Genomic DNA, 21,406 nt, shown 5'->3' on the forward strand with positions numbered 1-21,406 from the left:
CCTTTTAATTTAATTAAGAGAGTAATTATTTCTTTGAGTTTTCACTAGAATGAATAGTCTTAATTATGTCTTCTTCATATTTTTTTAATTCGTCTTTATCCATTTTTCCAATATCACCTTCAAATTCATAAGTTTTCATTGGCTTTTTCTTTGAAGTTTGATTAGAAGACTTTGTTACCTCTTTTTCTTTCGAATGATCTTTATCAACGATATCAACATTAACTTTTTCGTTATTATTTGGAGTTGATTTAGCATTCAAATTTTCTTTAAATTTCGTAGCTTTATTTTTCAGTGAGTTTTTACTTGCGCCTAAAGATTTACTTTGCACTTTATTAGCTTGGTCAAAAGCTCTAGTAGTAAAATAACCAACCATAAATCCAGAAAATGCATTGGATGATTCTGACATTTTACTTGCCTGAACTTTCATATATTGCATAATTTGGTCGTATACGTTACTTAAAATAGAAGGAATAAACTTAACAGCAATAAGCGCAACTACCACGACAACAAGTAACAAGCTAATAATGATTTTAATCGTAGTTTCTTCAATATCTGAATCACTACTAACTAACGTGTCAAAAATACCACCACCGAAGCCACCAGAGGTATATAACCAGATACCTACTAAACCAGTAAAGCAAAATGCAAAAGAACTAATCAGTAGGGTTTTAACTGCATTAATCGTTGCATCAAAATCAGTTAATTTTTCAAAAGCTTTTGGATCATCACTGAACTGATACATTAAGTTTCGTGACATTTCAACATTCAATAAAATAGGAATCATTAAAATTGGTATAAAAATCATCACAAATCCTAAAACAAAAATAAATAAATCTGCAAGACTAGGTATCAATAATCCTACTTTATTAAAGAACGTCAAAACCCAACCAACATTAATTGCAGGAGCAACAATCAACTCATTTACTGTATCTAAGCCACCTGATAAACCACAAATAGCCATAATATAAGGGTTGGCCTTTGCTGCACCCATTTGTAAAGAGCCTCCCGTATTATTACTAGAACTTAAATCACAAGCACCATCAACACCATCAATGACAAGTTTATACAACGTTAAACTTTCAGATATAGAGAACATTGTTTCGTAATTAACTTGAAGCAACTGAATAATTGATGCTTCACAATTACCGTATTGATCAATGACAGGACAACGGGGTTTAAACAAAGTATTAATAACACCTTGAGCTTCCATTGCTCTTTCATTTTCTGCATCAATAAACGTTTGGACACTTAAGGTGAAATAATCTTTTAAATCAAAAAATCGTAATCCTTTAGATTGTGCAATTTGATCTAAGTCTTGCTGGTAAACATTGTCGTAGAATCTTCCAAAGTTAAAATATGTTGCTGGCTTACTTGTATCTTCAATCATCTCTTCCATTGCATATTTAACTGAAAATGCATCATCAACCGTATTAAATATTTGCATCAATTCTTGTTTAACCTTTGTAAGAACAAGATAGCTATCAACAGTAGATTGGAAAGTTGTATCGAGCGTATTTAAATAATCAACAAGAATGTCGTCATTCAAATTTGGCTTATCCATAATTAACTCTATAGAAGCGGCATCAATAGAGTCAAACCAAATACTCAAAGCTTTATCTCGTTGTCTCACTTCACTTCTTAATATTTGAAGATCTTCAGGGTTAGCTCCTGCAACAAGTTTGTCCCCAACATACTTATAACAATGTGCGCCTGATTCACCGCCAAAACGTTTTGTGAGATGGTGAGGTGTTTCAAGATCCACATTATTATAATAATTAGCAAAGTTGATTCTATGAGGGTAAAACTTGCCATCAGTATTAATACATTCTATCTCTAAAGCTAATTTGGAAGTCTCATTAACAAATGGGGAAAGGTAATAAAAACCAATACCAAATTTATCACTTATAAAATCTAATTCTTCTCCATCTTCAGGACTGTATCCAAATAAAGTAGCAGACTTAAAATATTGTCCCTGAATTGCATTCAAAGCCATTTCCTGCATAACCGTCATATCTTCAATATCACCGTTATCATAAACATTACCCATTCTTGTTTTTTGAGAAGCAACTAAACTACCCCAAGATTTTGTTTTCTTAATTGGTGTATTAGAACTTTTAGATTCTTTCACTGCTGATAGGGCTAACTCTAATTGCGAAGGTATAAAATCAATATTATTTGAGGCAACTTCTGCGGTCTTTTCTAATACAAGATTAGCTCTCCCATTCAAACTGTCAAAACTTGCTTTTAGCGACTCTAGCCAGTTCAAATCTTTTGCCATTTCTTCTTCAAACAGCCCCAGCATAAACCTATCTGTTGATACGACTGCGTTAGAGGTTATGCTTACTGTTTTTGTTAGTTTTCCGTAGTGATCTGAACAATTGAATTCACTTGTGTTCCCTGCTGATAGAAGATTTCCAGACACGGGTAAATTTGTATAATTGAAGTTGGCAACAAGAAAACTAAAGTCTTTATCTGTAACTGCAAAGCCAGATGCTTTTTCGCAATGCTTTTGATAAAACCTAAACTCTCCTTCGGTTGGTCTATTAACATCGTCCTCATCACCTAATAGAGTTGCATCAAGCTCTAAACGTCCACCTAGAACTTCTTTCAAATGAAAGTTCGTTACAGTGTTTTGAATCGAGTCATATTTGATTGCTGTAATAAGTTTAGTGTTTGATTCGCTATATGCAGTGGAAATATTTGATAAGTCTGAATTAAGTACATCGTTAAATGTATCATTATCACTTTGCTCATAATTTATATAACCAAGTGTTCCCAAAGTACCTAAAGTCATACCTGTGTATACAGTAGATATATTAAAAGTTAATCCACCGAATCCCCCCAAAGCAAGCACTACTAGAACACCTCGTAAATTCTCTTTGCTAGTCGTTGATCTAATAACTACTGCTGTTAGATAAAGCGGCATCAATATAAAGACACAGTAAGACAAGTATTCAAATATTAACGATATGCTTGTTACATCTTTCATAGCATCTTCAATACGTTGATATTCGTGAGTAGCATCTTGTATATAATTTTTGTAAAAACGAACATCATCTTTAGTAGAAATCATACTTAAGTTAGAAATAACTGTCTTTGCATCTAATATCATTCCACAAGGGGTTAAGGCGCTTAATGAGCTTAAATCTGCTCTAGTCATATTCCCTTGTTTCTGCGTGAGATGTTTAGAAGGTATGCAATCTGAATTTACTATCCTTCCAGAATCAGCGTTAGCCGTTAGTGCAACTAACGTAAATAAAATTGCCAATATATGTTTCATAATTTATGTCCTTATAAATAATCATTAATATTATTAAAAAGAACATATAAATAAGTTTTTTCAAGCGAACATACAGAACGAAATTAAAAAGTCTTTTAAATACACAAAAAGCATTTTATAAAACCAGAAATAATTTCAGATAGAAACATAGTTTTTTAACTTGTTTTTTCAAGCGAAATGCATAAACAGAAAAAATAAATGATTTTATTTTGAATTCTCCAAAATGGCTTAAGTCCGAAAACTAAACATTAAAGATTTAGGTAAAAACAATGCAAGACAACAGTTTCCACTTCCCTAAAACATATGGAAGCCTTCGGCATTCCAATATATTTTTTCTCGCTTCATCTGAATTAAATTAATAAACGCATCACATCAAATAACTTCGTTTTTTTCCCTTTCTGATGTTTATTTATTTACTCCCTTCGGTCGGTATGGGTTCTTTTTTTTAAGGTCTTTTATATGCTTTATTTGATCTTTTTTTTAAATGTGGTTCTTTAGTAAATATGGAAAGTATTAAAAATCATAGTAATTAAAAAGGAGAAATATTATGAGTAGGTTTATAACGACACAGGCATTAAAAAAAACGTTTGAAGCTAAAAAGACAAAGGTAATACCAACATTAAAACGCAGTAGATTTAATGCAATGAAAGCTCAAGTCTCGGTTCTATCTTTGATGGTTGATTCACAAACAGAAGTTAATAAAGTGCTATTTTCTGAAATGATTGAAACGATCATCAAGAGCAATTTTAATGAGTATTTTAAAATTGTAATGGACTTAAAACGCAGTAATGAAAATAAGGTATCAACAGAGTTCTACAATCGCTTTTTTAGTAAATGTGATGAATTAATAAGGCTAGAAGAAGAGTCTTTAAAAAGTGGCTCTACAGAAGCCAAAAAAGGAATAAGTAACGTTCTGGATAAAGTCGTTAAAACGCTACGAACAAAGATAACAGATTCGATAGATTGCGAGCTTATTATTGAAATATTTTCAAAACGTAGATCTGTTGAAGATAAGAAAAAACTACTTAACTATATTAAAGCTTTTTCAACAAAAACAATTGATAAAGAAGTTGGTTAAGTTATGAGTAAAGGTAAATTTAGTTATTACTCAAACCAGTATGAAGAAGCTCTTATTCAAGAGCTAATTCAAGAGTTAGGTTTTAATACAAAGACTGATTTCTTTAATACAGTGCTTTATGGAAAGCGAATAAGTATTGCATTTACTGAACCAGATAAAGCTATAAATCAGGAAAAAAAATTCAAGCCAAATGAAGAGCAAATCAAGGGATTTGATAAGTTTTTTAATTCAACTTATACAAAGGCTGATAATTCTATAATTGATTTAAGTAACTGTAAGAGTCTTGATGATTACATATCATTAATTAAGAAAATTAAACCGACACATTCACAATATGTAAATATCTGTTTAGAAGCTTTTAAACGAGTTTTAAACAAGTTTGACTTTGATATTGCTACACCTGTTATGAGTAAATTATCTGATGATACTGATTTTATGAAAGACATAAATAATAAGGTTCTTAAAGCAATAAATAAAGAAGGTGTCAGAAAGCAAAAGACCCCAATGATTGATGATTTAAATGCAGTAAAACTTGAGGTTGATTCACACCAAAAAAACAATATTGATAATGAAACAAAAAGAGTGGTTAAATCGTGCCTTCAAACAATTAAGCTGATTAAAACTATTAACGAGGATAATGATAACCCAGCGTGTTTTAACTCTGCCATTAAGCAAATTCAGAAGACAATAACCAGTATTTCAAACCCTAAAAAAGAATATAAAAACTTTGATTTTTTAGTAGATAAATTACTGACTTTGAATATCTATAGTTACTCCAATACAGAGGAACAATTAAAAATAATTAAACCGTTTTTAGAAAATATGAAAGTGTTGAATGACAAGGTAAGAGCTTGTCATTCAAAAATTAACGATAAAAAATCTGATAAGAATGAAAAGATAAAGTCTGTTTATGAACTTCGTAAGTCGCTGTTTTTAATTCTAAAAACTCAATATCACCTCTTCAATTAATAAGTTTAAGCTTTCATCCGTAATTTTAGTGTTTAGCCACTATCTCACGATGGAAGAATTCAAAAATCTATGCCATTTCACTATAATAATGTAAAGCAGGAATGACATAGATTAAGTATTTTCAATACGTAAAATCCGCTTGCGTTATCAACTGTATATTTGGTTATCAAAAAGAACTATTAGACTTTTAATAAGTATCCAAGCTCACCTTTAACTACTTTCTTAACCTCTTCTTCAAGTTTTTGCTCTGTTCGATAGATACTGATCTGATCATTCTGTACTTTACGCTTTACTCGCTGATAAATTTTAAAGGATTCTATTGTTTCCCCTGCCTTTTTAAGTTCAGACTCTAAAACTTTGTAAGTGGTATTTTCACCATACTTATTTACCATACTGTCAAAAGTTGAATTCTCAAATGCTTCACCTGCCGTACCATTTACAGATTTAATGACACTTTTAATTTTACTTTTTACTGTTTTTTTGTCGCTCATATTAATTACCTCACAAGTAAATTAGTTATTTGGTACAAGTTCGTACCGACATATTTACATTACAATTATTTTTTTTGTATTGTAAGGTACATCAAGTTAACCCCAAGTGATGCCAATACTGATTAGGGAGATATTAATGCCACGGATACCTCAACATGAAAGAAATATACTTAACTATGTAGATCAAGAGTTAGCCGCAGAGATCAGTGTTTGGCGAATTGTTAAAAGAGGTGGGGTTAGACAAGTACAGGAGATAAAAAAAACATTTGATATGGCTTTTAAAAATATTATTGAACAAGGTGAATTATTAGATGAAGCTTTTAAAAAACAGTTAAGCAATGATATGTTTGATTTGATATGTATTTATTTCATAGGAGGTGAGTATGAGTATCAAGGTTATTTAAAAAAGTTTACTCAAAAATTCCCAAGCATTTCTCAAAGCGATATTAACTACATCACTAAAAAAGTAAGTGGTTCGGTAAAGAATCCTTCTGCTATAAGTGAGCCTTGGAGCACCATTTTAAAAAGAGGCTTAAACTATCCAACTAAGAGCTTAAGAAATTACATTGACTTACTCTGGTATAAACTTATTTCAGATGCTAATTTCAACCCAAATAGATCTCTAGCAATGAACGAAGAGCAAACCGATTTCTGGGACTGTTCTAAATCTATACTTGATGATTTAGTTGAACCAGATAAAGCACAAAGTACAATCAAGCTTTGGAATGACACTACTGAAGCTAATTTATCTATTGGAGCCTGTATCGAAGGGTTTTATTTTGATGGAGATAAATCAAATGCATTTATTAATAATCAATTAATGGATGGATATCATATTATTGCTATACCTAAAGAAATTAAAGAGCCAATGTTTGACGCAACAATCGAATATATAAAATCACTAATTTTTAAAAAGTTGGTTCCAATAGAGACGGTAAAAGATATTTATACACATTACCTTCCTACTAACTTACGTACCAATACATACAAGAGGCAGGTTATAAAGAATAAAAGTATGGTATCAACTATGTTTGTAGGACTTTTTTGTGACAGGCTATATGAAACCAAAATAGTAGAATGGAAGCGCACAGAAACAAAAAACCAAGAAATAAAAAATCTACATGATGCAGCAGAGTGCGTAGCTGAATTTTTTACTAATATAGGTTTTCCATATGAAGTTGAATCCGTTGTTAATGCTAGAAAAAAGTTCCTTAAAATATTAGATGAATTAGACGTTAATTATTATTAATCGTCTATATGTATTTGGTATGTCTTAATTTGAATAGGCCAAAGGAGATAATTGAATCAATACAGCTAAGTTATGAAGCTAAATAATTATATAACAAACAGTGTAAGCCTCCACTTAAGCAAAGCAGTTGTTCTTTAATACAGTGTCATTATTAAACTTGAAAAAATTTATCTTCTTGAGATAGCTCTAATACAATGTAATCTTTATACGTTTCATAATCACTCTCTTCAAGTTGACTTACAAGCATTGAGACGATGTGCTGACCATTTAACTTAATCGACTCATTAAATAGCTGCCTTATGTGTTTGATATCAACTTCATCAATTGAGTCGTGAACAATATAAGTAGGTCGTTTAAGAGATAGTTCAGACACTGATTTTATGTATGATAAGTCGAAGGTAATCGCTTCTAGCCTCTTCAGACCACCATCATTATTAGATTGAGAGTCATCTACTGAAGGTTCACAATCACCATTTTCTGAGTTTAAATTTAAACTGAAATTATACTCAATACCATAGAAAATATTAGTGTAATGCTTGAAATTCTTTTTGAATTGAGTTTCAAAAGAATCAACATTTGCTAGTTCACCTTTGAGATCTTCAGATAACGATTTTAAAGCCTCTTGATCGATATCTAATCTAGACTGGATACTATCTTTTTTATCTACAATTGCTGTTAACTCAATTAATTTTTTGTTTAATTCACCAATTTGTTTAACAGAATCAGAAATTTCATCTATCTTTTTCTTAGATTTAAGCTCCTGATAAAATTTATCTTTTTTTAATGTAAGAGAGTTTATTTTATTTTTGCTTTTTAAAAGCTTTACTTCAAGAGTATCTAACCCTTCGGTTACAAATTCGGCTTTAGTGCTCAGTAAACATTCATGAAACGCCAGCACTTTGCTGTAGTCATTAAGTACGGAATCCATTTTTATTGACGCATAATTATAAATTTCAGCTAGCTCATCTAATAAATGATGTTTTTCCTCTTTCTCCAATATTTTTTTAGTTTTAATAATATTATTAACCTGAAAATCTAGAGCTAGTACCGTATCTGAAAGTTTATTTTGCTCATCATCAATTTCATTAATTTTTTTGATTATTTCAAGTTTGTTGATATTGTTTTCTGTTAACAGTAACGATTGTTCCAGTTTATCGAGTGTTCTTTTCGTTTCATTAATGTTTTTTATTATCTTGTCTTCCTTAATTATCCCACTGAAAGACGTTAATTTTTTGTTGTAACCAGTTATTGAAGTCTTAAGTTTTTGTATTTTACTAAGTATCTCAGTATCACTAAAGTTGAATAGGTATAAAAATAATGTATTTCTATCTGATGGTGAAATTGGGAATTTATCATCATTGAATTTAACAGTCTTAGTCATTCGATTAGAGTCTGTTCTTAGAAATTTCGGAGCAAGCTTTCTTATTGTGGGCTTTGCTGAAGTTACATTGAACATACTTTTTAGTACATACTCAATGTACTCTTTTGATTTTTTATTTTCATCATTAACATAATACAACTGCAACTTTTTCTCAGTTGAAAGTCTTCTTGTGATTTTTGATGTTTTTCCGTCTAATCCTATATATATTAAAGATGATGTAACAACATGATCTCTAAATAATCTCTCAATACTAGGTTCTGGAGTATTAAACTCTTCATCTATATAGATTGGTGAAATTGAGCCATCAAGTAAATAGTCAAGAATTCGCCCCGGAACTGATTTGCCGATTTGGTTCCCTGATAGAGTGATATTTTTTTTATTGGTTATTATATTAAGAGTGTCTTTGAAGTCGATTTCTCTAATAACTTTATCACCAACTTTAGTAATCAACTTAATTAGTTTCATTTATCAATACCTCATTGCTTTTGTAGTCGATAGCTGAAATTACATAAAGCCAATCTAATGTAAGTATTATATGGTCAATAGATATTGATAGTTCTTTCTGGCTCATTTTCATAAGAGAAACAATCTTCATTTTTCGTCCTCTCTTGCCATTGAGTACATTGAGAATAAAAGCTCCAATATAGATTGCATTTATTTCAGGATTCGCACCTTTAGTTGGAATCATTTGGGTTCTCCAAGACATAACATTCAACAAAGGCGTGTGCTACAACGACATTAATACCAATCAACATTTGCTCTTTGCTAAAACTAACATTGGCAGAGCTATATAGGAATTTATTGAGTTGCTTTATAACATCATCAATAATGTTATCAGCATTATTATGGATTAATTCCATATCAGGGGAGTAGTAGTCGATATTAAATTTGTTCAGAGATTTAATGTACATATCATTAAGTATGAGCATTGCGGATTGCTTACCGTTAATAATATTCTTTTCCGCAATGTTGTAGGCGGATTCAATATGTGAAGAGTAGACCTTATATTGCTGAATAATACTTCTTTTGTTTTTAAGTTGGTTATGTTCTATTTTTTTTATAACTTGTGAAGGAAAAGAGCGATCTCTAATGTCAATTTTTACATTAACTTGTGAAATGTCGCTAATTATTTTATTTATAATGGAATCAACTTTTAACTCAGGCGACTCTATATTATTAATATCACCTTTGAGTTCGTTTATGTTAACTTGAGTTCCAGACATATAAGCACTTAAATTATTTTAGTTAATATTTAAATCACCAGTCATGACACCAGTGTTGAAGTTGTTTTTCCCCGTTTGCTCTACGGTTTGAGAGTTACCTTGGATATTGTTCTTTTGAATTTCTGTAACTTCTTGTTTTAGAGATATATTACTTTGTTCGAGGTTTTCACACTTCACTTTAAATGTATTTTTCTTATTACTTTGAAATAGTGCCATTACGACCCCAATAACAGTACAGACCCAAGCTATCGCTGCCGCTGTTGGTGTTAGAAACCAGCTTAAGTCAAACATATTTAATCTCCAATCAAATACTAGATATTAAAGTAAATATCAATATATATCTATATGAAGAGTAAAGATTTTTATAACTCTGCAAATAAGTGAAAAATAAAACATTATTTAGAAGTAAGGCTCTTTACTGTCGCAATAAATGACCAAATCAGCTCTTTTATGAAATATAATGATTTATTTTTCGACTTCACCTACAAATATTTATTATTTTCACACCTAGATTGAACAACATCATTAGAATTACCCTGCAATTTCGCAATCACCCTAGATCTCTGACATTCCCATTCAGTAACAGGGTACATTCGATCCCAAGCATTCATAAGTTGACGTTGTGACTTACTCATTTTGTAACGAGAATAAGTATCTTCCATATATAAGTAAGTCCTTGATATACGCCCTCTAGCTGATTCTGGTGGTTCAGCTTTACGGTTTTCAATCTTCATATTACAACTACCAAAATCACTTTTCTCACTTGGTAACATAGTGAAGTTATAATTACTTCTTAACGCATTAACAGCACCGATTGCAGGATAAAGGTTAAACATATCAGCTTGCATATAACGGTATTCCTTATTTACTTTTTCAGCGCATTTTCGTCCTTTGAAACTTTTACCTTTTGAGCTTACGCACTGCTTATCACCATTGCGCCATTCTTCAAATGTTCTACCAAAGTTTTCAGCAGGAACAACGTGTTCCCATTCAATTTTTTTAGCTCGTTTGACATACTTATCAGTGTGAAACCCTTTAGGTGGTATTACCTTTTTTTTACTATCGAATTCAGCATTGCAATACAAAGTAATTCTATGATCTTGATAAACGTTTCTCTCAAGAATTTTTTTAGCTTTATTAAATGAATCAATCGTTTGGTTTGTTGCACTTAAGACGAAAAATGGAATTGAGATAGTTAATAATAAGGTGATGCGTAGAAGGTTCATTGGTAAATCCATCTATTAAAAAAGCTAGGAATAATAAGAGGTATTATAATATTTATCTTAAAGACCCTTTACAAGTTTTCATATGATGATATTACTACTCTTAGATGCTTAAGCATTGCATCTACATAATGTTTAGTAATAGAAAACTTGTCCACATAAAAAACATCTCCTTTCCTGAGATGTTTTTTTGTTAATTGAGTTTAATGTTTAAAAGGATTAGAACCGTCAGGGGAGAAATGAATATCATTGTCTATTGCTTCCTGTTCTTTACATCTTCGACATAATTTATCACCGTTAATAGTGTCCTCGTTACAAATATCACAGCAACCTAAACCATCATCAAGTTCGTTCAAATCAAACATTATTTTCTCCTTGAATATCTTTATTATTTATTCTGCTGGTTGTTAATACGTGTATGAACACAAGCCATTTTAAAGCAGGTAGAGTGATTAAAACTATTGCTTGAACTGATTCAGGGATCATCATTTTAGGCTCGTTATAAGCCCAAACAGAAAGCATTTGAAAAGCAGTTACAACAGTTAATGTAAGAACAACGGATGAATGTTCTTTGAAAAAGCCAACTAAACCACTTTCATTAGCTGAAAATTTACATAGGTACAGCGTTATTAAAAGTGGTGATAGAATCAGAATAATTCCTGATTCATTTGATTTTGTTAATAAATAAAATCCTATGGTTGATAGAATCGTAAAAATGGGAGTGATCCCCACATTCCTGTAATTTAATGTTTTGATAGTTTCTAAATTTAAGAACCAATCCTTTATTTTGTTTAATGTTTTCATAATATTTCCTTGTTTAGTTATGTAGTTTCCTACCCATACAGTCATATCACCTCACTTTAAACTGTCAAAAAAACATTCTTTTTTTCAACAAAAATGAATTATTTTAAATAATTTTAAACGCCTATTTATTACCTGGTTTTAGCTGTTTTTATTGCTTTGAGAATGTGGAAAATAATTTCAAAAACACTAGCGGATTTGCAAAAAAATAAATGAATGTTCTTCTACTAAAAAGGAAGGGAATAAATATGACAATTGATAATTTAGAAGAGCATATAAATAAAATCGTGACTGAATTGATTGAAAAAAAGGTAATGACGTTAGAAGAGATGCATAACTTGAAAAGTGCAATAAGAGTTTCAGAGTCAAAAAATAAAAATATTCATCACTCAATCGCAAGAACAAGCGCAGTTTTTAAGGTGGCTAATTCAAACTTTAAAAACACGCAGGGGAAAGTGAATTATATACATAAGAAGGTAGACCGCTTGATCCATAAGAAGATTAAGAATTTGAAAATAGTTAAACAAAAGTTAAAAGGAAAATAAAATGAAGAAATATTTATTAGTAATCATAATACTGTCAATGCAATCAGCATATTCAGTAACATCACGTTCAGAGTCGTTAATAGCTAAAATGCCATCTGGCGTGTATTACAAGTATGAGTTAATCACTCTTTCAAATAATACAAAAACTGTTAATTACAGTTGTTTTACAGCCTACCCAAACAACCCTCATATTAATGGAAGTCAAGATTATTTAGCTTTAGGGTATAAAAAAGGGAATATTGGTTTATCTCCTTCGATGGAAAAAATTTGTCAGTCTTTTATTGCTATTAACAATGAGGCAGGAATGAAAAAATAGAAATATGGTGTTTATTAGTTGTTTAAATAAGAGGTAATTATATTTCTATAGATTTTTCTATCTTAACTTCATTAACTTTTCTATTTAGAAAATTATTATCTATTTTTATCGGTGATTTTCTTATTTCGCCATTGAAATTTAAATCAATTGTTACACCAATTTTTTCAAGACGAAATAATATTAAATCAATTTTAAAATCATCTAATCTTTTTGCATTCAATAATAAAGATAATCTTGGTTGAGGCATTTCAATCATTTTACCTAACTGTTGTTGTGTCAATTCATGATTAATTTTGATCTCTTTTAAATACTTTATAAGTATTATTTTATTCTCTTTTGTATTCATCTTATTTTCTCCTGTTGCTCTAATACTAATTATCACAGCGAGGGTATATTTAAAGAGAGGCAATAGAATTAAGTGAAAGTATGTTGAGTTTTAGCGAAAAATATTTATCAGGACTTCGATTTTTTATTTCAATTATTATAGTTTTATAAGAGTTACATTATAAAAAAACGCCCAAATTGGGCGCTTCACTTTTACATTGTTAATGTAGAACGTGATTTTTTAGAAAGCTTCTGATCTGGTTTTGGCTCTTCAATTTCAGTTTTTGGCTTTTGTTTAAGCTTCTCACCTTTAATTGTTTCTAAAGCCACTTTTGATTCAATCAATTGCATTAGTGTTTTCTTTACTGCGTCATCCCTATTATCAGGTTCATTTTCAAAGTAAGCATTATCAGAAATAGCTTCAAGAAGTTCAGGTTTATCACTTGTAAATTTATGATAATCAACTTGTTCGGTCGTAATCACAAATGCTTTTTTATCTTTTGCAGAAACAAACGTAGTCTCAATACTCATACCATCTTCAACCATATCTTCTAGCTTAATTCCGTAATCCTCAAGCTGTTTTAGAGCGTTATCAATACGATAATTATATAAGTCTTTTCTAACAAAACTTGAAGCTTCTACTGCATCATCAAAAGCTTTTAAGCACCTTTCAGGATCATCAATAATTGGCTTTAGCCAACCATCAACATAACTTACGGATGAGTCGAATGAACTATGTATTCCTTCGGAAGCTAAAGTCATCTGATTCCCTGTCTCTGCAACTACTTCTTCACCAGAATAATCACTATCTGAACGGGGAAGTAACACTTTAGAATCACTTTCAGACACTTTAAATCTATTAAGCCTTGTGTGATGTCCGCTGGCGTGATGTGTTTCATGAGACGTTATTGAGGCGTAAGAAACCGCATTTATATATCTTTCATACGGTGCTAACATTCTCTGATCTTTGAGCGGTGCATAAGCTGATAAATCTCTTTCAGTAACTTCTATACAATCTGATTCACCTGAAGCTTTAAATTCTTCTGCTAAATCCAACATTTCTTGATTATGTAGTTCAGGGTCCATCTTTAATTCTTTAAGTCTGCGGTACTCTCTTAAGTAAAAGTGTTTTTGAATGAAGGCTTCAGGTAAATGCTCATAGAAGCTTTCAATTGAAGACATTGCAGTATTTTTAACTGCCTTATATTTAAAGTAACCTTTTTTCTTAATCTCTTCATCAGACATACCTTTAGTATCTAATTCATATTTAGCTTTAGATAACGGTATTATTTTTTTACCTTGTTTTTTCTTATGAACATAAAATGACTGAATCATATTTCCAGAGTGTTTAAAACTCTTCATAAGTTCAGCCGTACTCAACTCTTGAGATTTTTCAGGAAGGTTAGCTTTTTCTTCATCAAAGAATCTTTTCATTTGATTGTAAGAAACTTGCATATTGATATTAAACTTATTCTCTGTTTGAGAAGCGATAAAAATCAATTCGTTTGAAAGTCCAAAAAACTTACCTTTAATATTTACAGGTCTAGCTTTAATTAACCTTCTAAATTGCCCTATTTCAACTTGGTCAGTATCTTGTAGTTCACTTTGTTGAGAATCGGTCAGCGTTCTCTTAATAATGTTCGCTGTACATTGATCCCACTTCGATAATTTTTTAGGCTCTTTCTCCATAATATTTCTCCTTGTTATAAGGATTTCATATCATGAATATTCACTTTTAAAAGCTAGCCCTAACTGATAATGCAATTATATGAATGCTTTTTTATTTAGATATTAGTAATTATGGAAGTAAATTAATTTAATAAATTAGAGTTTTAAGGGATTATTAAGCGCATTTTTAATAAAATAATTTACTGAATAGACGATATTTTAGTCGAAAAATAGAAGTAAAAGGGTGTTTCAGAGCATTTTTAAAATTAATTTAAAAAAAATTTAAATTAATTTTTTTGTTTTTTTATTTTTTAAAGAATTCTACAGCTTAGGTCCATCATGAGGTTGAAAATTTCTTCTTTTATTTTCTTATTAAATAACTTGCATAATTTGATTTTTTATGATTTGCCGCCCATTGACAGGCCAAGCATAACTTTGGTAAAATAGCTACATCTTAAATACTACTTACTTTTTAAAAGAGAATATATATGAGATAAAAAACAAACATACGGGGAATTAATAATAATGAAATATTTAAATAGAGGAATACAATTACAACAAAAAATTAAAAGTACAAACTTCATATCGAAACTTTTCAATACCTTTCTATATAAACTTATCACTTCTAATTCAGTTAACACTTACAGTATTAATGTTCTTAATACACTCCTTAAAGGAGGTGCTTATGAACAATAACAATCAAGTGTCTTTAACTCATATGGTCTTACTACAGCAATTCAATCATCGAATAGTTATACCTGTCGATGAGATTGCCGAACCTTACCTCAATCTAGCAAGACGCACAGCTTTAAATATGGCTAAAACGCATTCGTTGCCGTTTCCTTGCTTTAGGCTGGGAAGCTCTAATAAGTCGCCTTGGTGTATCCACCTTGAAGATTTAGTTAGCTATATAGACCGTAGGGTTTTAGAAGAAAGAGCTGTTTGGCAACGATTTCAAATAGCTAGCTGACAAAAGCACTGCTTACCAACTAAACCAAGTTACTTCTTAATTAATATCTGAGAAATAATCCGTCAATTTTAAAAAAATTGTCATAGGCACTCTTGCGCCTAAATTTCAGAAATGAAGTTAAAAATGGGGGAAGTGGAAGACTTAACGCAACAAGGAGTTGCCTAATAAAAGAGATAAATTGATATGAAAAATAACACAAAAAAATTATTAAGAGACTTAAGGTATGACATTCATAAATGTGATGGTTGGTTCTGGACCGAAGATTTAAATGGTATTAAAGCGTTAGAAGAAACGTTGAATAACGGGTTTTGGATTAAAGAACCTGACTTTAATGATTTGGCTTTAGAAGTTTTGAAGTTTCTCGAAATTATTGATGATTGTGGAAATATTGACACTCACACAATTCAGATTAGAGCGAATGTTTGGAGCGATGAAGAAGAGTTTAATAATCACGATAAAGATTCTGGTTTTAATTGTTTCGAAGATTACCTTGAAAGCAAAGCTAATGAGGTTTTTTATGAACTAGAAGAAACAATCGTTAAAAGCTTATTTGTTTTTCACTACACAAATTTTAGGGAGTAATTTATGAATGAATTGATCGGTAAAACACTAGAGATTACAGATAGCTTAAATATTGAAAAATGTTTTTTTTGTAGTAGTGATAAGCACTCTTTGATTAAGAAAAATGAACCAGAATCTTATGAACACATTGAGATTAGAACTTGTAATCAATGTAATTCTGAATGGCTTGTTAGTCATTTTTATGGAGAAATATATTTTGCAAAAGATGAAGAATTAACAAATAAACGTTTTTTAGGAGAGTGCTTATGAAGAATTTAATTAAACATATTATTGAGTCTGCTAAAAAACATCGTCTTAAAAAAGATGAAATGTTCAATACATTAATAGAAATGACTTATCAGTTAAATTGTACGACTACCTTTGATATTCAGTACAAATATCTTGAAAAAGAGCACCTTATTTTTAGAGATATGTTAGCTAATTTAGTTACAGAAAATCCATTTACTGATGTATTAGGTGAAGTAATGATGGACGTTTTTAACTTCGATAAAAAATACTTGGGTCAGTGTATGACACCCCCTGATATTTCTTACTTAATCGCTAAAATCACTAGTAGATATCACATTGAAAATTGGAACTATAAAGAAGAAATAAATATTGGTGATGATACAGGTTGTGGAACTGGTTCAATTCTTCTTGAAAACCTTAAATTGGCTCTAACTACTAATGCAAAAACTTTCAATGTTTTTGCTAATGATATTAATGAAGAGATGGTGAAAGTTTGTATCGTTCAACTGCAATATAACAGAGTTAATTACTACATTAACAATCATCAAAACCATAAGAATATTAACATTATTGCTCACTGTGGAAACACATTAACAGGTTATGAAAAACCTGAAAACATTAGATGCCACCCTGAATTAAGACGTATCTCTGATCCTTATGTAAAAGGGTATTTTGATTATCTTGATCATCAAGAATCATTGAATCCGTTCAATAGTATTTCAGACCGATTTAAACAAAAATTAACTAAAAACAAACAAGCAGCTTAAGGAGAAAATTATGAGTCATAAATTATTAAAATTACAACCAGATCGAGATTGGGAAACTGCCGTTTACATAAATCGAATTGGTTTACGCAAAGGTAAAGAAATAACCGTTAAATATGTGTTTATTAGAAGCGGTAAAGAGTTCGTTGAACTTATGCAATACACCAGAACATTATTAAAAAATGTAGAAAAATCGAAAGTTGATGCAATTTGCCGCAATGCTAAAGGCGATATTCAAAAAGTTTATAGCGATTTAGAAGACATTGTAAATTCTCAAATTGATTTTGAGTTCACACTAGGTTTTTCTCTTGATGATGTAAATATAGACCAATCAGATATTAACGATGAAAGAAGTCCTATTTTTTCTGGAATTATGGACTTTTGTTATGAGAATTGGATTTATGACAAAGTTGAAGATTTTGCAGCATAACTTAAAAAGGAAAAAATAATGAAACAATATATAAAATATATAGATAGATATTTACTGTTAGAAGATTTAGAAAACATCAAAGAAGATATTACTTTAGATGATTATAAGCTTGTTAAAAGCTTCATTAATAATGAGTCGAACTTTGATGATGATGATTCCTGTTTTTTAGAAATGTTTGATTTAGATATTATGCACAGATTAAACGTTTTAGAACTTGAAAGCCTTAACTTTTCAGCGGTATTACCTGACTGTAGTTGTGATTTACCAGAAGAAGATTTTTTAAGTGCATTTTGGGAAACGATAAATACAAACATTATGGATTTTATTATGCCATTCAGTTCAGAATATACACCTGACAGTTTTGATGATGATGCTTCTGCATTTATTGAAGCATATAAAACGCTTCATAAAGTAGATCTGTCTTCAAAGAGAGGTGATGTTGAATCTGTTTTTCGAGGTTTACACGATCAACTAAATATTAAGTGTTTCGATGCTCTGGAAGTTCATATTCCTTGTAGTACAGACTATCTTGATTATGAATTTTACTATTAAAACAATAATAAACAGGAGAAACATATGAAATTATACAAAATTAAAACAAGTAAAAGCGAATTACTACCGCTAATTCCTATTGTGTTTGAAGATGATTTAACCGAAGGTGAAATGATGTTGTTAACGGACGATTTAGGCTTATTTAGTGATATTGCTCTTGAAAAACATTATGAACCTAACCTACTTAATAAATTATGTGTTGGCAGTATTTACGAGGATCAATTAACAGAAAATGAACTTCAATTTTTAGAAAATACTATTTTGAGAAATACGTTTTGGCATTACGACAATAAATTTAATATTGGTAACGATGTTAATTTAAAGTATGAAAAGATTATAAAAGAGTTATCAATATTACTATCAGAATATATTAAAGAAAAATATGACGATAAAGATTTTGAAGAACATACTTTTTTTGGTGTTTACGACTTTGAATACCTTGATCAAGTGATTGAAGATTGTGAAGCAACAGGTCTACCGTATTTCGAAATTCACACAGGAGAAAAATAATGAAGAATGAAACAAAACAACTAGTAAAAATCATCACTTCAACAGCAGATAAATACGGTCAATCAATTGACAAAATCTTAACTGAATTCGTTGAAGCAACATACCAATATGTTGTAACTGGAGCATATAGTCAAGATTATGCTTATCTTGTTACTGAGCATACAGAGTTCATCACTTACCTGATGGAATCCATGAAGAAGCGTCCTTACTTCGATTATTTTGCTGAAATAATGGTAGAGCTTGGTAAGTTCGATAGAAAAATGGGGCAATGCATGACTCCCCCAGAGTTAGTAGATATAGTAACTAGCTTGATGTTAGGTGAAAAACAGTTAGAAGGTAAGTTTTGTGAGTTTACTTGTGGTACGGGGTCGTTTGTACTTAAAGCAATAAAGAGTCATATTACGGCTAATAATAATACTAAATCACTTGAATTGATTATTAACGATTTAGATAACAGACTTGTGAAAATAACAGTAGTCCAGTGTCTCTTTAACCTGTTGGTAAACGACTTTAAAGAATTACAAAAAATTCAAATATTAGCATTTCAAAACAATGTTCTTACTGAGTATTTAAATTCTGGTTATGTTGTTTATGACAATAACCCAGACAATATACAAGAACCATACGTTCAACGCTTTTTAGCTAAAAAACGATTTGAAGAAAAGCTTAAAAGTGATAGTGAAGAAGTTTTAAAAAACTTATCAACCTCAAGTAAAAAAGCAGCTTAAGGAGAGCTTATGAAAATATATAAAATAATAACAAATAGAAAGCAGTATAGAGAGCTATTTAGTGATTTACCTCACACCGACTGCCCTCATGACTTTATTCTTATTACGTCTGAGAGAGATGTTTTTTGGGAAGTTGCATTTTCCACAATGTATAAACCTGAATTACTTTTAAGTTTGCTAAAAATTGATAAATCGTTAGCAAAGCTGGTTAGGCATTTGGAACTTGAAGAACTAGAAGATGAGGTGTTAGTCAAAGCATTTGTTGATGATTTAACTATTGAACACAGTAAAGATCCTGAGTTTGATCAAGCTATAAACACACTTGCTAACTCATTAACTTCTCTTATTTTATCTAAGTATGAGAGTGATGAATATGAAGATAATGCACTTTGTGGTATTTATGAATCTGAATATCTTGAGGAAATTAAACAAGATGCACTTAAAAATGAGCTTCATTGTTATGAGCGTAGACCTGTTATTTTGTAATGTATCTTACAATACCTATAAAGACTAGATTAAGGGTTACTAGCCCTTACATCTAATCTTAAAGAGTTTGATGTTACCCGATGTAGTTATTAATTTCCGTTCTGAAAATATTCTCTTATATCCTTTGGCTTTTCAGAGTCACTTTCCGATAAAATATACATATAAGATCGTTCGATCTCAGAGAATGAGAGTAATTCTTGACCCAGTTCATCGTTATTTATGCATAATTCATTAGAAGGAGTGAATACTTGGTGTCTACGACATAAAAAAGGTCTTACTTCATAGATAGAGCATGAGTTGTTTTTTAAAAAAGGACAAGGCTCACCAATTACAAGGTCTTTGGTTGCATTATTATATGCTTTTCTAGCTTTCGATTTTATCAGCGACAACTCGATTTTAGATACATCAACTCTGATATCACAACAATGCGAACACCCTTTTTCACATGGTGTTAAATGACTAAAACTTCCTGATACTTCACCCATAAATCCATATAGATTAACTAGTTTTTTAGTTAAATTGGATTTACTTTTTATAACTTTATCAAACAGATTTTCTTCTTGAATTTTTAATTTGATAGGGATTATTTCAATCGCTTTTGCTCTATTGATCTTTGAAGCTGTTACGTCTGGGTGCTCACTCATTTAAAATTTCCCTATTTTATTCCAATGCGTTTATTTTAATCCGATATCCATAATTTAGGGCTATTGTTATATCCCTTGCTTCGCTCTCTTGTAAGCTTCGGCTTTTGCTGTAGCTCTATTTTTCTTTAAATTAATTTCTCGGTATACCTCTTCTTGTTTGAGTTCATTAAAGGTAATACTAAGTTTCTCTTTAGCTCTCCTTTCTTCTGACTCATGAAATTCAGCTCTTCGCTCTAATATTTTGTAAGCACCATCTTTTAGCTCACCACGGGTAATTTTTTCTAGTTGATTACACAGCTCTTGAAATATCTCTTCAACCCTATCTTCGTTTATATTCATTTGGCTACCTCCATGTTTGATTTCAACTATTATTTGTTTAGGGTTTTGATTGTTAAAGCTTGTCTGCTAATCGTTTAGAGATAATGTGAATTTATCCCCTTTTTTGTTGATTATGGATATTTCCTTGTTCTTCTTGTTAATTGTAATATCGCAATGATTAGGGTTAATAATAAGCTCTTTTACGCCCCATCCTTTCGCCACATCTGAAAGTAATATGTATGGATTGTGACTGTTAGGGTATACCGTTCCGCTAACACCACCTTGCAATGATTCTTCTTTGTTGTTTTTGATGTAAAATGATAACTCTTTGGGTTTGGTTCGAGTTATTTTGTTAGCGTCAATGAACGCCATTAATGCAGATGTAGATTTCATCATTTTTTCCAATATGTTTATTACGCTATTAATTTTTCTGATCTACTATCTCATTGCCACAATATCTACATTTAGATTCAACGTGGTAATGGTCAGAGTTCTCTTTTCTATACGTTTCCCTATGATCATGTTTTTTAAACAGGCCACATAATAAAGGAGAAAGGAGCACCCGAATAACAAAATAAAAACCTTTAAAAAATCGAACTAAAATATTAAAAGCAAAGTAGAATGTAGCAAAAATAACTACCATACT

The 21,406-nt window shown here is 30.6% G+C and carries 28 protein-coding genes; 14 read left to right on the forward strand and 14 right to left on the reverse strand.

Annotated features, from left to right (window positions below):
- Positions 1-25 precede the first annotated feature (25 nt).
- The gene (locus I6F48_RS00205; RefSeq protein WP_197118548.1) at positions 26-3,280 is read right to left on the reverse strand and encodes a hypothetical protein; all 3,255 of its coding nucleotides are present in this window, start codon (positions 3,278-3,280) and stop codon (positions 26-28) included.
- Between the two features lie 547 nt (positions 3,281-3,827).
- Between I6F48_RS00205 and I6F48_RS00210 the strand changes: the two genes are divergently transcribed.
- On the forward strand, positions 3,828-4,358 hold the full coding sequence (locus I6F48_RS00210; RefSeq protein WP_197118549.1) for a hypothetical protein: 531 nt from the start codon (positions 3,828-3,830) through the stop codon (positions 4,356-4,358).
- A gap of 3 nt (positions 4,359-4,361) precedes the next feature.
- Positions 4,362-5,327, forward strand: a complete 966-nt coding sequence (locus I6F48_RS00215) for a hypothetical protein (RefSeq protein WP_197118550.1) — start codon at positions 4,362-4,364, stop codon at positions 5,325-5,327.
- Positions 5,328-5,506: 179 nt separating this feature from the next.
- On the opposite strand, the gene I6F48_RS00220 is transcribed toward I6F48_RS00215, so the two are convergent.
- Positions 5,507-5,818 (reverse strand): hypothetical protein, encoded by a 312-nt coding sequence (locus tag I6F48_RS00220; RefSeq protein ID WP_197118551.1) that lies wholly within the window; start codon positions 5,816-5,818, stop codon positions 5,507-5,509.
- 136 nt (positions 5,819-5,954) lie between these two features.
- On the opposite strand from I6F48_RS00220, the gene I6F48_RS00225 reads away from it, so the two are divergent.
- A complete protein-coding gene (locus I6F48_RS00225) occupies positions 5,955-7,067 on the forward strand; it encodes a hypothetical protein (protein ID WP_197118552.1) in 1,113 nt (370 codons plus the stop codon).
- 151 nt (positions 7,068-7,218) lie between these two features.
- On the opposite strand, the gene I6F48_RS00230 is transcribed toward I6F48_RS00225, so the two are convergent.
- From I6F48_RS00230 to I6F48_RS00260, 7 genes are all read right to left on the reverse strand, one after another.
- Positions 7,219-8,913 (reverse strand): DUF2326 domain-containing protein, encoded by a 1,695-nt coding sequence (locus tag I6F48_RS00230; protein WP_197118553.1) that lies wholly within the window; start codon positions 8,911-8,913, stop codon positions 7,219-7,221.
- Positions 8,900-9,136 carry an ABC-three component system middle component 6 gene (locus tag I6F48_RS00235; protein WP_197118554.1) on the reverse strand — a complete coding sequence of 79 codons (237 nt, stop codon included), beginning with the start codon at positions 9,134-9,136 and terminating at the stop codon, positions 8,900-8,902. The genes I6F48_RS00230 and I6F48_RS00235 overlap by 14 nt, the downstream gene beginning before the upstream one ends.
- Positions 9,123-9,671: an ABC-three component system protein gene (locus tag I6F48_RS00240; RefSeq protein WP_197118555.1), complete on the reverse strand. Its 549-nt coding sequence runs from the start codon at positions 9,669-9,671 to the stop codon at positions 9,123-9,125. Before I6F48_RS00240 ends, I6F48_RS00235 begins: the two co-directional genes overlap by 14 nt.
- 18 nt (positions 9,672-9,689) lie before the next feature.
- A complete protein-coding gene (locus I6F48_RS00245) occupies positions 9,690-9,962 on the reverse strand; it encodes a hypothetical protein (protein WP_197118556.1) in 273 nt (90 codons plus the stop codon).
- A 191-nt stretch (positions 9,963-10,153) separates the two neighbouring features.
- Positions 10,154-10,897, reverse strand: coding sequence for an endonuclease (locus I6F48_RS00250; RefSeq protein ID WP_197118557.1), 744 nt, complete (start codon positions 10,895-10,897; stop codon positions 10,154-10,156).
- A gap of 200 nt (positions 10,898-11,097) precedes the next feature.
- Positions 11,098-11,259, reverse strand: coding sequence for a hypothetical protein (locus I6F48_RS00255; protein WP_197118558.1), 162 nt, complete (start codon positions 11,257-11,259; stop codon positions 11,098-11,100).
- Entirely contained in the window at positions 11,252-11,698 is a 447-nt protein-coding gene (locus I6F48_RS00260; RefSeq protein ID WP_197118559.1) for a hypothetical protein, read from the reverse strand. The genes I6F48_RS00255 and I6F48_RS00260 overlap by 8 nt, the downstream gene beginning before the upstream one ends.
- 245 nt (positions 11,699-11,943) lie before the next feature.
- Here I6F48_RS00260 and I6F48_RS00265 point away from each other — a divergent pair, with 245 nt between their 5' ends.
- Positions 11,944-12,240 (forward strand): hypothetical protein, encoded by a 297-nt coding sequence (locus I6F48_RS00265; protein WP_197118560.1) that lies wholly within the window; start codon positions 11,944-11,946, stop codon positions 12,238-12,240.
- 1 nt (position 12,241) lies between these two features.
- A complete protein-coding gene (locus tag I6F48_RS00270; protein WP_197118561.1) occupies positions 12,242-12,556 on the forward strand; it encodes a hypothetical protein in 315 nt (104 codons plus the stop codon).
- Between the two features lie 37 nt (positions 12,557-12,593).
- Here I6F48_RS00270 and I6F48_RS00275 read toward each other — a convergent pair whose 3' ends face one another.
- Together I6F48_RS00275 and I6F48_RS00280 are read right to left on the reverse strand one after the other, a co-directional pair.
- Positions 12,594-12,902: an XRE family transcriptional regulator gene (locus tag I6F48_RS00275; protein ID WP_197118562.1), complete on the reverse strand. Its 309-nt coding sequence runs from the start codon at positions 12,900-12,902 to the stop codon at positions 12,594-12,596.
- Between the two features lie 191 nt (positions 12,903-13,093).
- The gene (locus tag I6F48_RS00280; RefSeq protein WP_197118563.1) at positions 13,094-14,569 is read right to left on the reverse strand and encodes a zincin-like metallopeptidase domain-containing protein; all 1,476 of its coding nucleotides are present in this window, start codon (positions 14,567-14,569) and stop codon (positions 13,094-13,096) included.
- 664 nt (positions 14,570-15,233) lie between these two features.
- Between I6F48_RS00280 and I6F48_RS00285 the strand changes: the two genes are divergently transcribed.
- The 9 genes from I6F48_RS00285 (at position 15,234) to I6F48_RS00325 (ending at position 19,798) form a co-directional block, all read left to right on the forward strand.
- The gene (locus tag I6F48_RS00285; protein WP_197118564.1) at positions 15,234-15,518 is read left to right on the forward strand and encodes a pyocin activator PrtN family protein; all 285 of its coding nucleotides are present in this window, start codon (positions 15,234-15,236) and stop codon (positions 15,516-15,518) included.
- 183 nt (positions 15,519-15,701) lie between these two features.
- Complete coding sequence (locus tag I6F48_RS00290) at positions 15,702-16,100, forward strand: hypothetical protein (RefSeq protein ID WP_197118565.1); 399 nt, start codon at positions 15,702-15,704, stop codon at positions 16,098-16,100.
- Between the two features lie 3 nt (positions 16,101-16,103).
- Positions 16,104-16,349, forward strand: a complete 246-nt coding sequence (locus tag I6F48_RS00295; RefSeq protein ID WP_197118566.1) for a hypothetical protein — start codon at positions 16,104-16,106, stop codon at positions 16,347-16,349.
- Positions 16,346-17,095 carry an N-6 DNA methylase gene (locus I6F48_RS00300; RefSeq protein WP_197118567.1) on the forward strand — a complete coding sequence of 250 codons (750 nt, stop codon included), beginning with the start codon at positions 16,346-16,348 and terminating at the stop codon, positions 17,093-17,095. Before I6F48_RS00295 ends, I6F48_RS00300 begins: the two co-directional genes overlap by 4 nt.
- A 10-nt stretch (positions 17,096-17,105) precedes the next feature.
- Positions 17,106-17,522, forward strand: a complete 417-nt coding sequence (locus I6F48_RS00305) for a hypothetical protein (protein ID WP_197118568.1) — start codon at positions 17,106-17,108, stop codon at positions 17,520-17,522.
- A gap of 18 nt (positions 17,523-17,540) precedes the next feature.
- Positions 17,541-18,074 (forward strand): hypothetical protein, encoded by a 534-nt coding sequence (locus I6F48_RS00310; RefSeq protein WP_197118569.1) that lies wholly within the window; start codon positions 17,541-17,543, stop codon positions 18,072-18,074.
- Between the two features lie 24 nt (positions 18,075-18,098).
- The gene (locus I6F48_RS00315; protein WP_197118570.1) at positions 18,099-18,584 is read left to right on the forward strand and encodes a hypothetical protein; all 486 of its coding nucleotides are present in this window, start codon (positions 18,099-18,101) and stop codon (positions 18,582-18,584) included.
- Positions 18,584-19,312, forward strand: a complete 729-nt coding sequence (locus I6F48_RS00320; RefSeq protein WP_197118571.1) for a hypothetical protein — start codon at positions 18,584-18,586, stop codon at positions 19,310-19,312. Before I6F48_RS00315 ends, I6F48_RS00320 begins: the two co-directional genes overlap by 1 nt.
- 9 nt (positions 19,313-19,321) lie before the next feature.
- Positions 19,322-19,798: a hypothetical protein gene (locus I6F48_RS00325; protein ID WP_197118572.1), complete on the forward strand. Its 477-nt coding sequence runs from the start codon at positions 19,322-19,324 to the stop codon at positions 19,796-19,798.
- Between the two features lie 89 nt (positions 19,799-19,887).
- Here the strand turns inward: I6F48_RS00325 and I6F48_RS00330 are convergent, their stop codons facing one another.
- The 3 genes from I6F48_RS00330 to I6F48_RS00340 all read right to left on the reverse strand — a co-directional run bounded on the left by I6F48_RS00330 (position 19,888) and on the right by I6F48_RS00340 (position 21,156).
- On the reverse strand, positions 19,888-20,442 hold the full coding sequence (locus I6F48_RS00330; protein ID WP_197118573.1) for a YkgJ family cysteine cluster protein: 555 nt from the start codon (positions 20,440-20,442) through the stop codon (positions 19,888-19,890).
- Between the two features lie 66 nt (positions 20,443-20,508).
- Complete coding sequence (locus I6F48_RS00335; RefSeq protein ID WP_197118574.1) at positions 20,509-20,781, reverse strand: hypothetical protein; 273 nt, start codon at positions 20,779-20,781, stop codon at positions 20,509-20,511.
- Between the two features lie 66 nt (positions 20,782-20,847).
- Positions 20,848-21,156, reverse strand: coding sequence for a hypothetical protein (locus tag I6F48_RS00340; RefSeq protein ID WP_197118575.1), 309 nt, complete (start codon positions 21,154-21,156; stop codon positions 20,848-20,850).
- Positions 21,157-21,406: the final 250 nt, after the last annotated feature.

This window comes from Pseudoalteromonas sp. SWYJ118 (assembly GCF_015864505.1).
GTDB classification, from domain to species: domain Bacteria; phylum Pseudomonadota; class Gammaproteobacteria; order Enterobacterales; family Alteromonadaceae; genus Pseudoalteromonas; species Pseudoalteromonas arctica.

Bases quoted from the DNA above. Each gene is read 5' to 3' on its own strand.
- I6F48_RS00205 (WP_197118548.1), bottom strand. From the start codon at position 3,280: ATGAAACATATATTGGCAATTTTATTTACGTTAGTTGCACTAACGGCT.
- I6F48_RS00210 (WP_197118549.1), top strand. From the start codon at position 3,828: ATGAGTAGGTTTATAACGACACAGGCATTAAAAAAAACGTTTGAAGCT.
- I6F48_RS00215 (WP_197118550.1), top strand. From the start codon at position 4,362: ATGAGTAAAGGTAAATTTAGTTATTACTCAAACCAGTATGAAGAAGCT.
- I6F48_RS00220 (WP_197118551.1), bottom strand. From the start codon at position 5,818: ATGAGCGACAAAAAAACAGTAAAAAGTAAAATTAAAAGTGTCATTAAA.
- I6F48_RS00225 (WP_197118552.1), top strand. From the start codon at position 5,955: ATGCCACGGATACCTCAACATGAAAGAAATATACTTAACTATGTAGAT.
- I6F48_RS00230 (WP_197118553.1), bottom strand. From the start codon at position 8,913: ATGAAACTAATTAAGTTGATTACTAAAGTTGGTGATAAAGTTATTAGA.
- I6F48_RS00235 (WP_197118554.1), bottom strand. From the start codon at position 9,136: ATGATTCCAACTAAAGGTGCGAATCCTGAAATAAATGCAATCTATATT.
- I6F48_RS00240 (WP_197118555.1), bottom strand. From the start codon at position 9,671: ATGTCTGGAACTCAAGTTAACATAAACGAACTCAAAGGTGATATTAAT.
- I6F48_RS00245 (WP_197118556.1), bottom strand. From the start codon at position 9,962: ATGTTTGACTTAAGCTGGTTTCTAACACCAACAGCGGCAGCGATAGCT.
- I6F48_RS00250 (WP_197118557.1), bottom strand. From the start codon at position 10,897: ATGAACCTTCTACGCATCACCTTATTATTAACTATCTCAATTCCATTT.
- I6F48_RS00255 (WP_197118558.1), bottom strand. From the start codon at position 11,259: ATGTTTGATTTGAACGAACTTGATGATGGTTTAGGTTGCTGTGATATT.
- I6F48_RS00260 (WP_197118559.1), bottom strand. From the start codon at position 11,698: ATGAAAACATTAAACAAAATAAAGGATTGGTTCTTAAATTTAGAAACT.
- I6F48_RS00265 (WP_197118560.1), top strand. From the start codon at position 11,944: ATGACAATTGATAATTTAGAAGAGCATATAAATAAAATCGTGACTGAA.
- I6F48_RS00270 (WP_197118561.1), top strand. From the start codon at position 12,242: ATGAAGAAATATTTATTAGTAATCATAATACTGTCAATGCAATCAGCA.
- I6F48_RS00275 (WP_197118562.1), bottom strand. From the start codon at position 12,902: ATGAATACAAAAGAGAATAAAATAATACTTATAAAGTATTTAAAAGAG.
- I6F48_RS00280 (WP_197118563.1), bottom strand. From the start codon at position 14,569: ATGGAGAAAGAGCCTAAAAAATTATCGAAGTGGGATCAATGTACAGCG.
- I6F48_RS00285 (WP_197118564.1), top strand. From the start codon at position 15,234: ATGAACAATAACAATCAAGTGTCTTTAACTCATATGGTCTTACTACAG.
- I6F48_RS00290 (WP_197118565.1), top strand. From the start codon at position 15,702: ATGAAAAATAACACAAAAAAATTATTAAGAGACTTAAGGTATGACATT.
- I6F48_RS00295 (WP_197118566.1), top strand. From the start codon at position 16,104: ATGAATGAATTGATCGGTAAAACACTAGAGATTACAGATAGCTTAAAT.
- I6F48_RS00300 (WP_197118567.1), top strand. From the start codon at position 16,346: ATGAAGAATTTAATTAAACATATTATTGAGTCTGCTAAAAAACATCGT.
- I6F48_RS00305 (WP_197118568.1), top strand. From the start codon at position 17,106: ATGAGTCATAAATTATTAAAATTACAACCAGATCGAGATTGGGAAACT.
- I6F48_RS00310 (WP_197118569.1), top strand. From the start codon at position 17,541: ATGAAACAATATATAAAATATATAGATAGATATTTACTGTTAGAAGAT.
- I6F48_RS00315 (WP_197118570.1), top strand. From the start codon at position 18,099: ATGAAATTATACAAAATTAAAACAAGTAAAAGCGAATTACTACCGCTA.
- I6F48_RS00320 (WP_197118571.1), top strand. From the start codon at position 18,584: ATGAAGAATGAAACAAAACAACTAGTAAAAATCATCACTTCAACAGCA.
- I6F48_RS00325 (WP_197118572.1), top strand. From the start codon at position 19,322: ATGAAAATATATAAAATAATAACAAATAGAAAGCAGTATAGAGAGCTA.
- I6F48_RS00330 (WP_197118573.1), bottom strand. From the start codon at position 20,442: ATGAGTGAGCACCCAGACGTAACAGCTTCAAAGATCAATAGAGCAAAA.
- I6F48_RS00335 (WP_197118574.1), bottom strand. From the start codon at position 20,781: ATGAATATAAACGAAGATAGGGTTGAAGAGATATTTCAAGAGCTGTGT.
- I6F48_RS00340 (WP_197118575.1), bottom strand. From the start codon at position 21,156: ATGATGAAATCTACATCTGCATTAATGGCGTTCATTGACGCTAACAAA.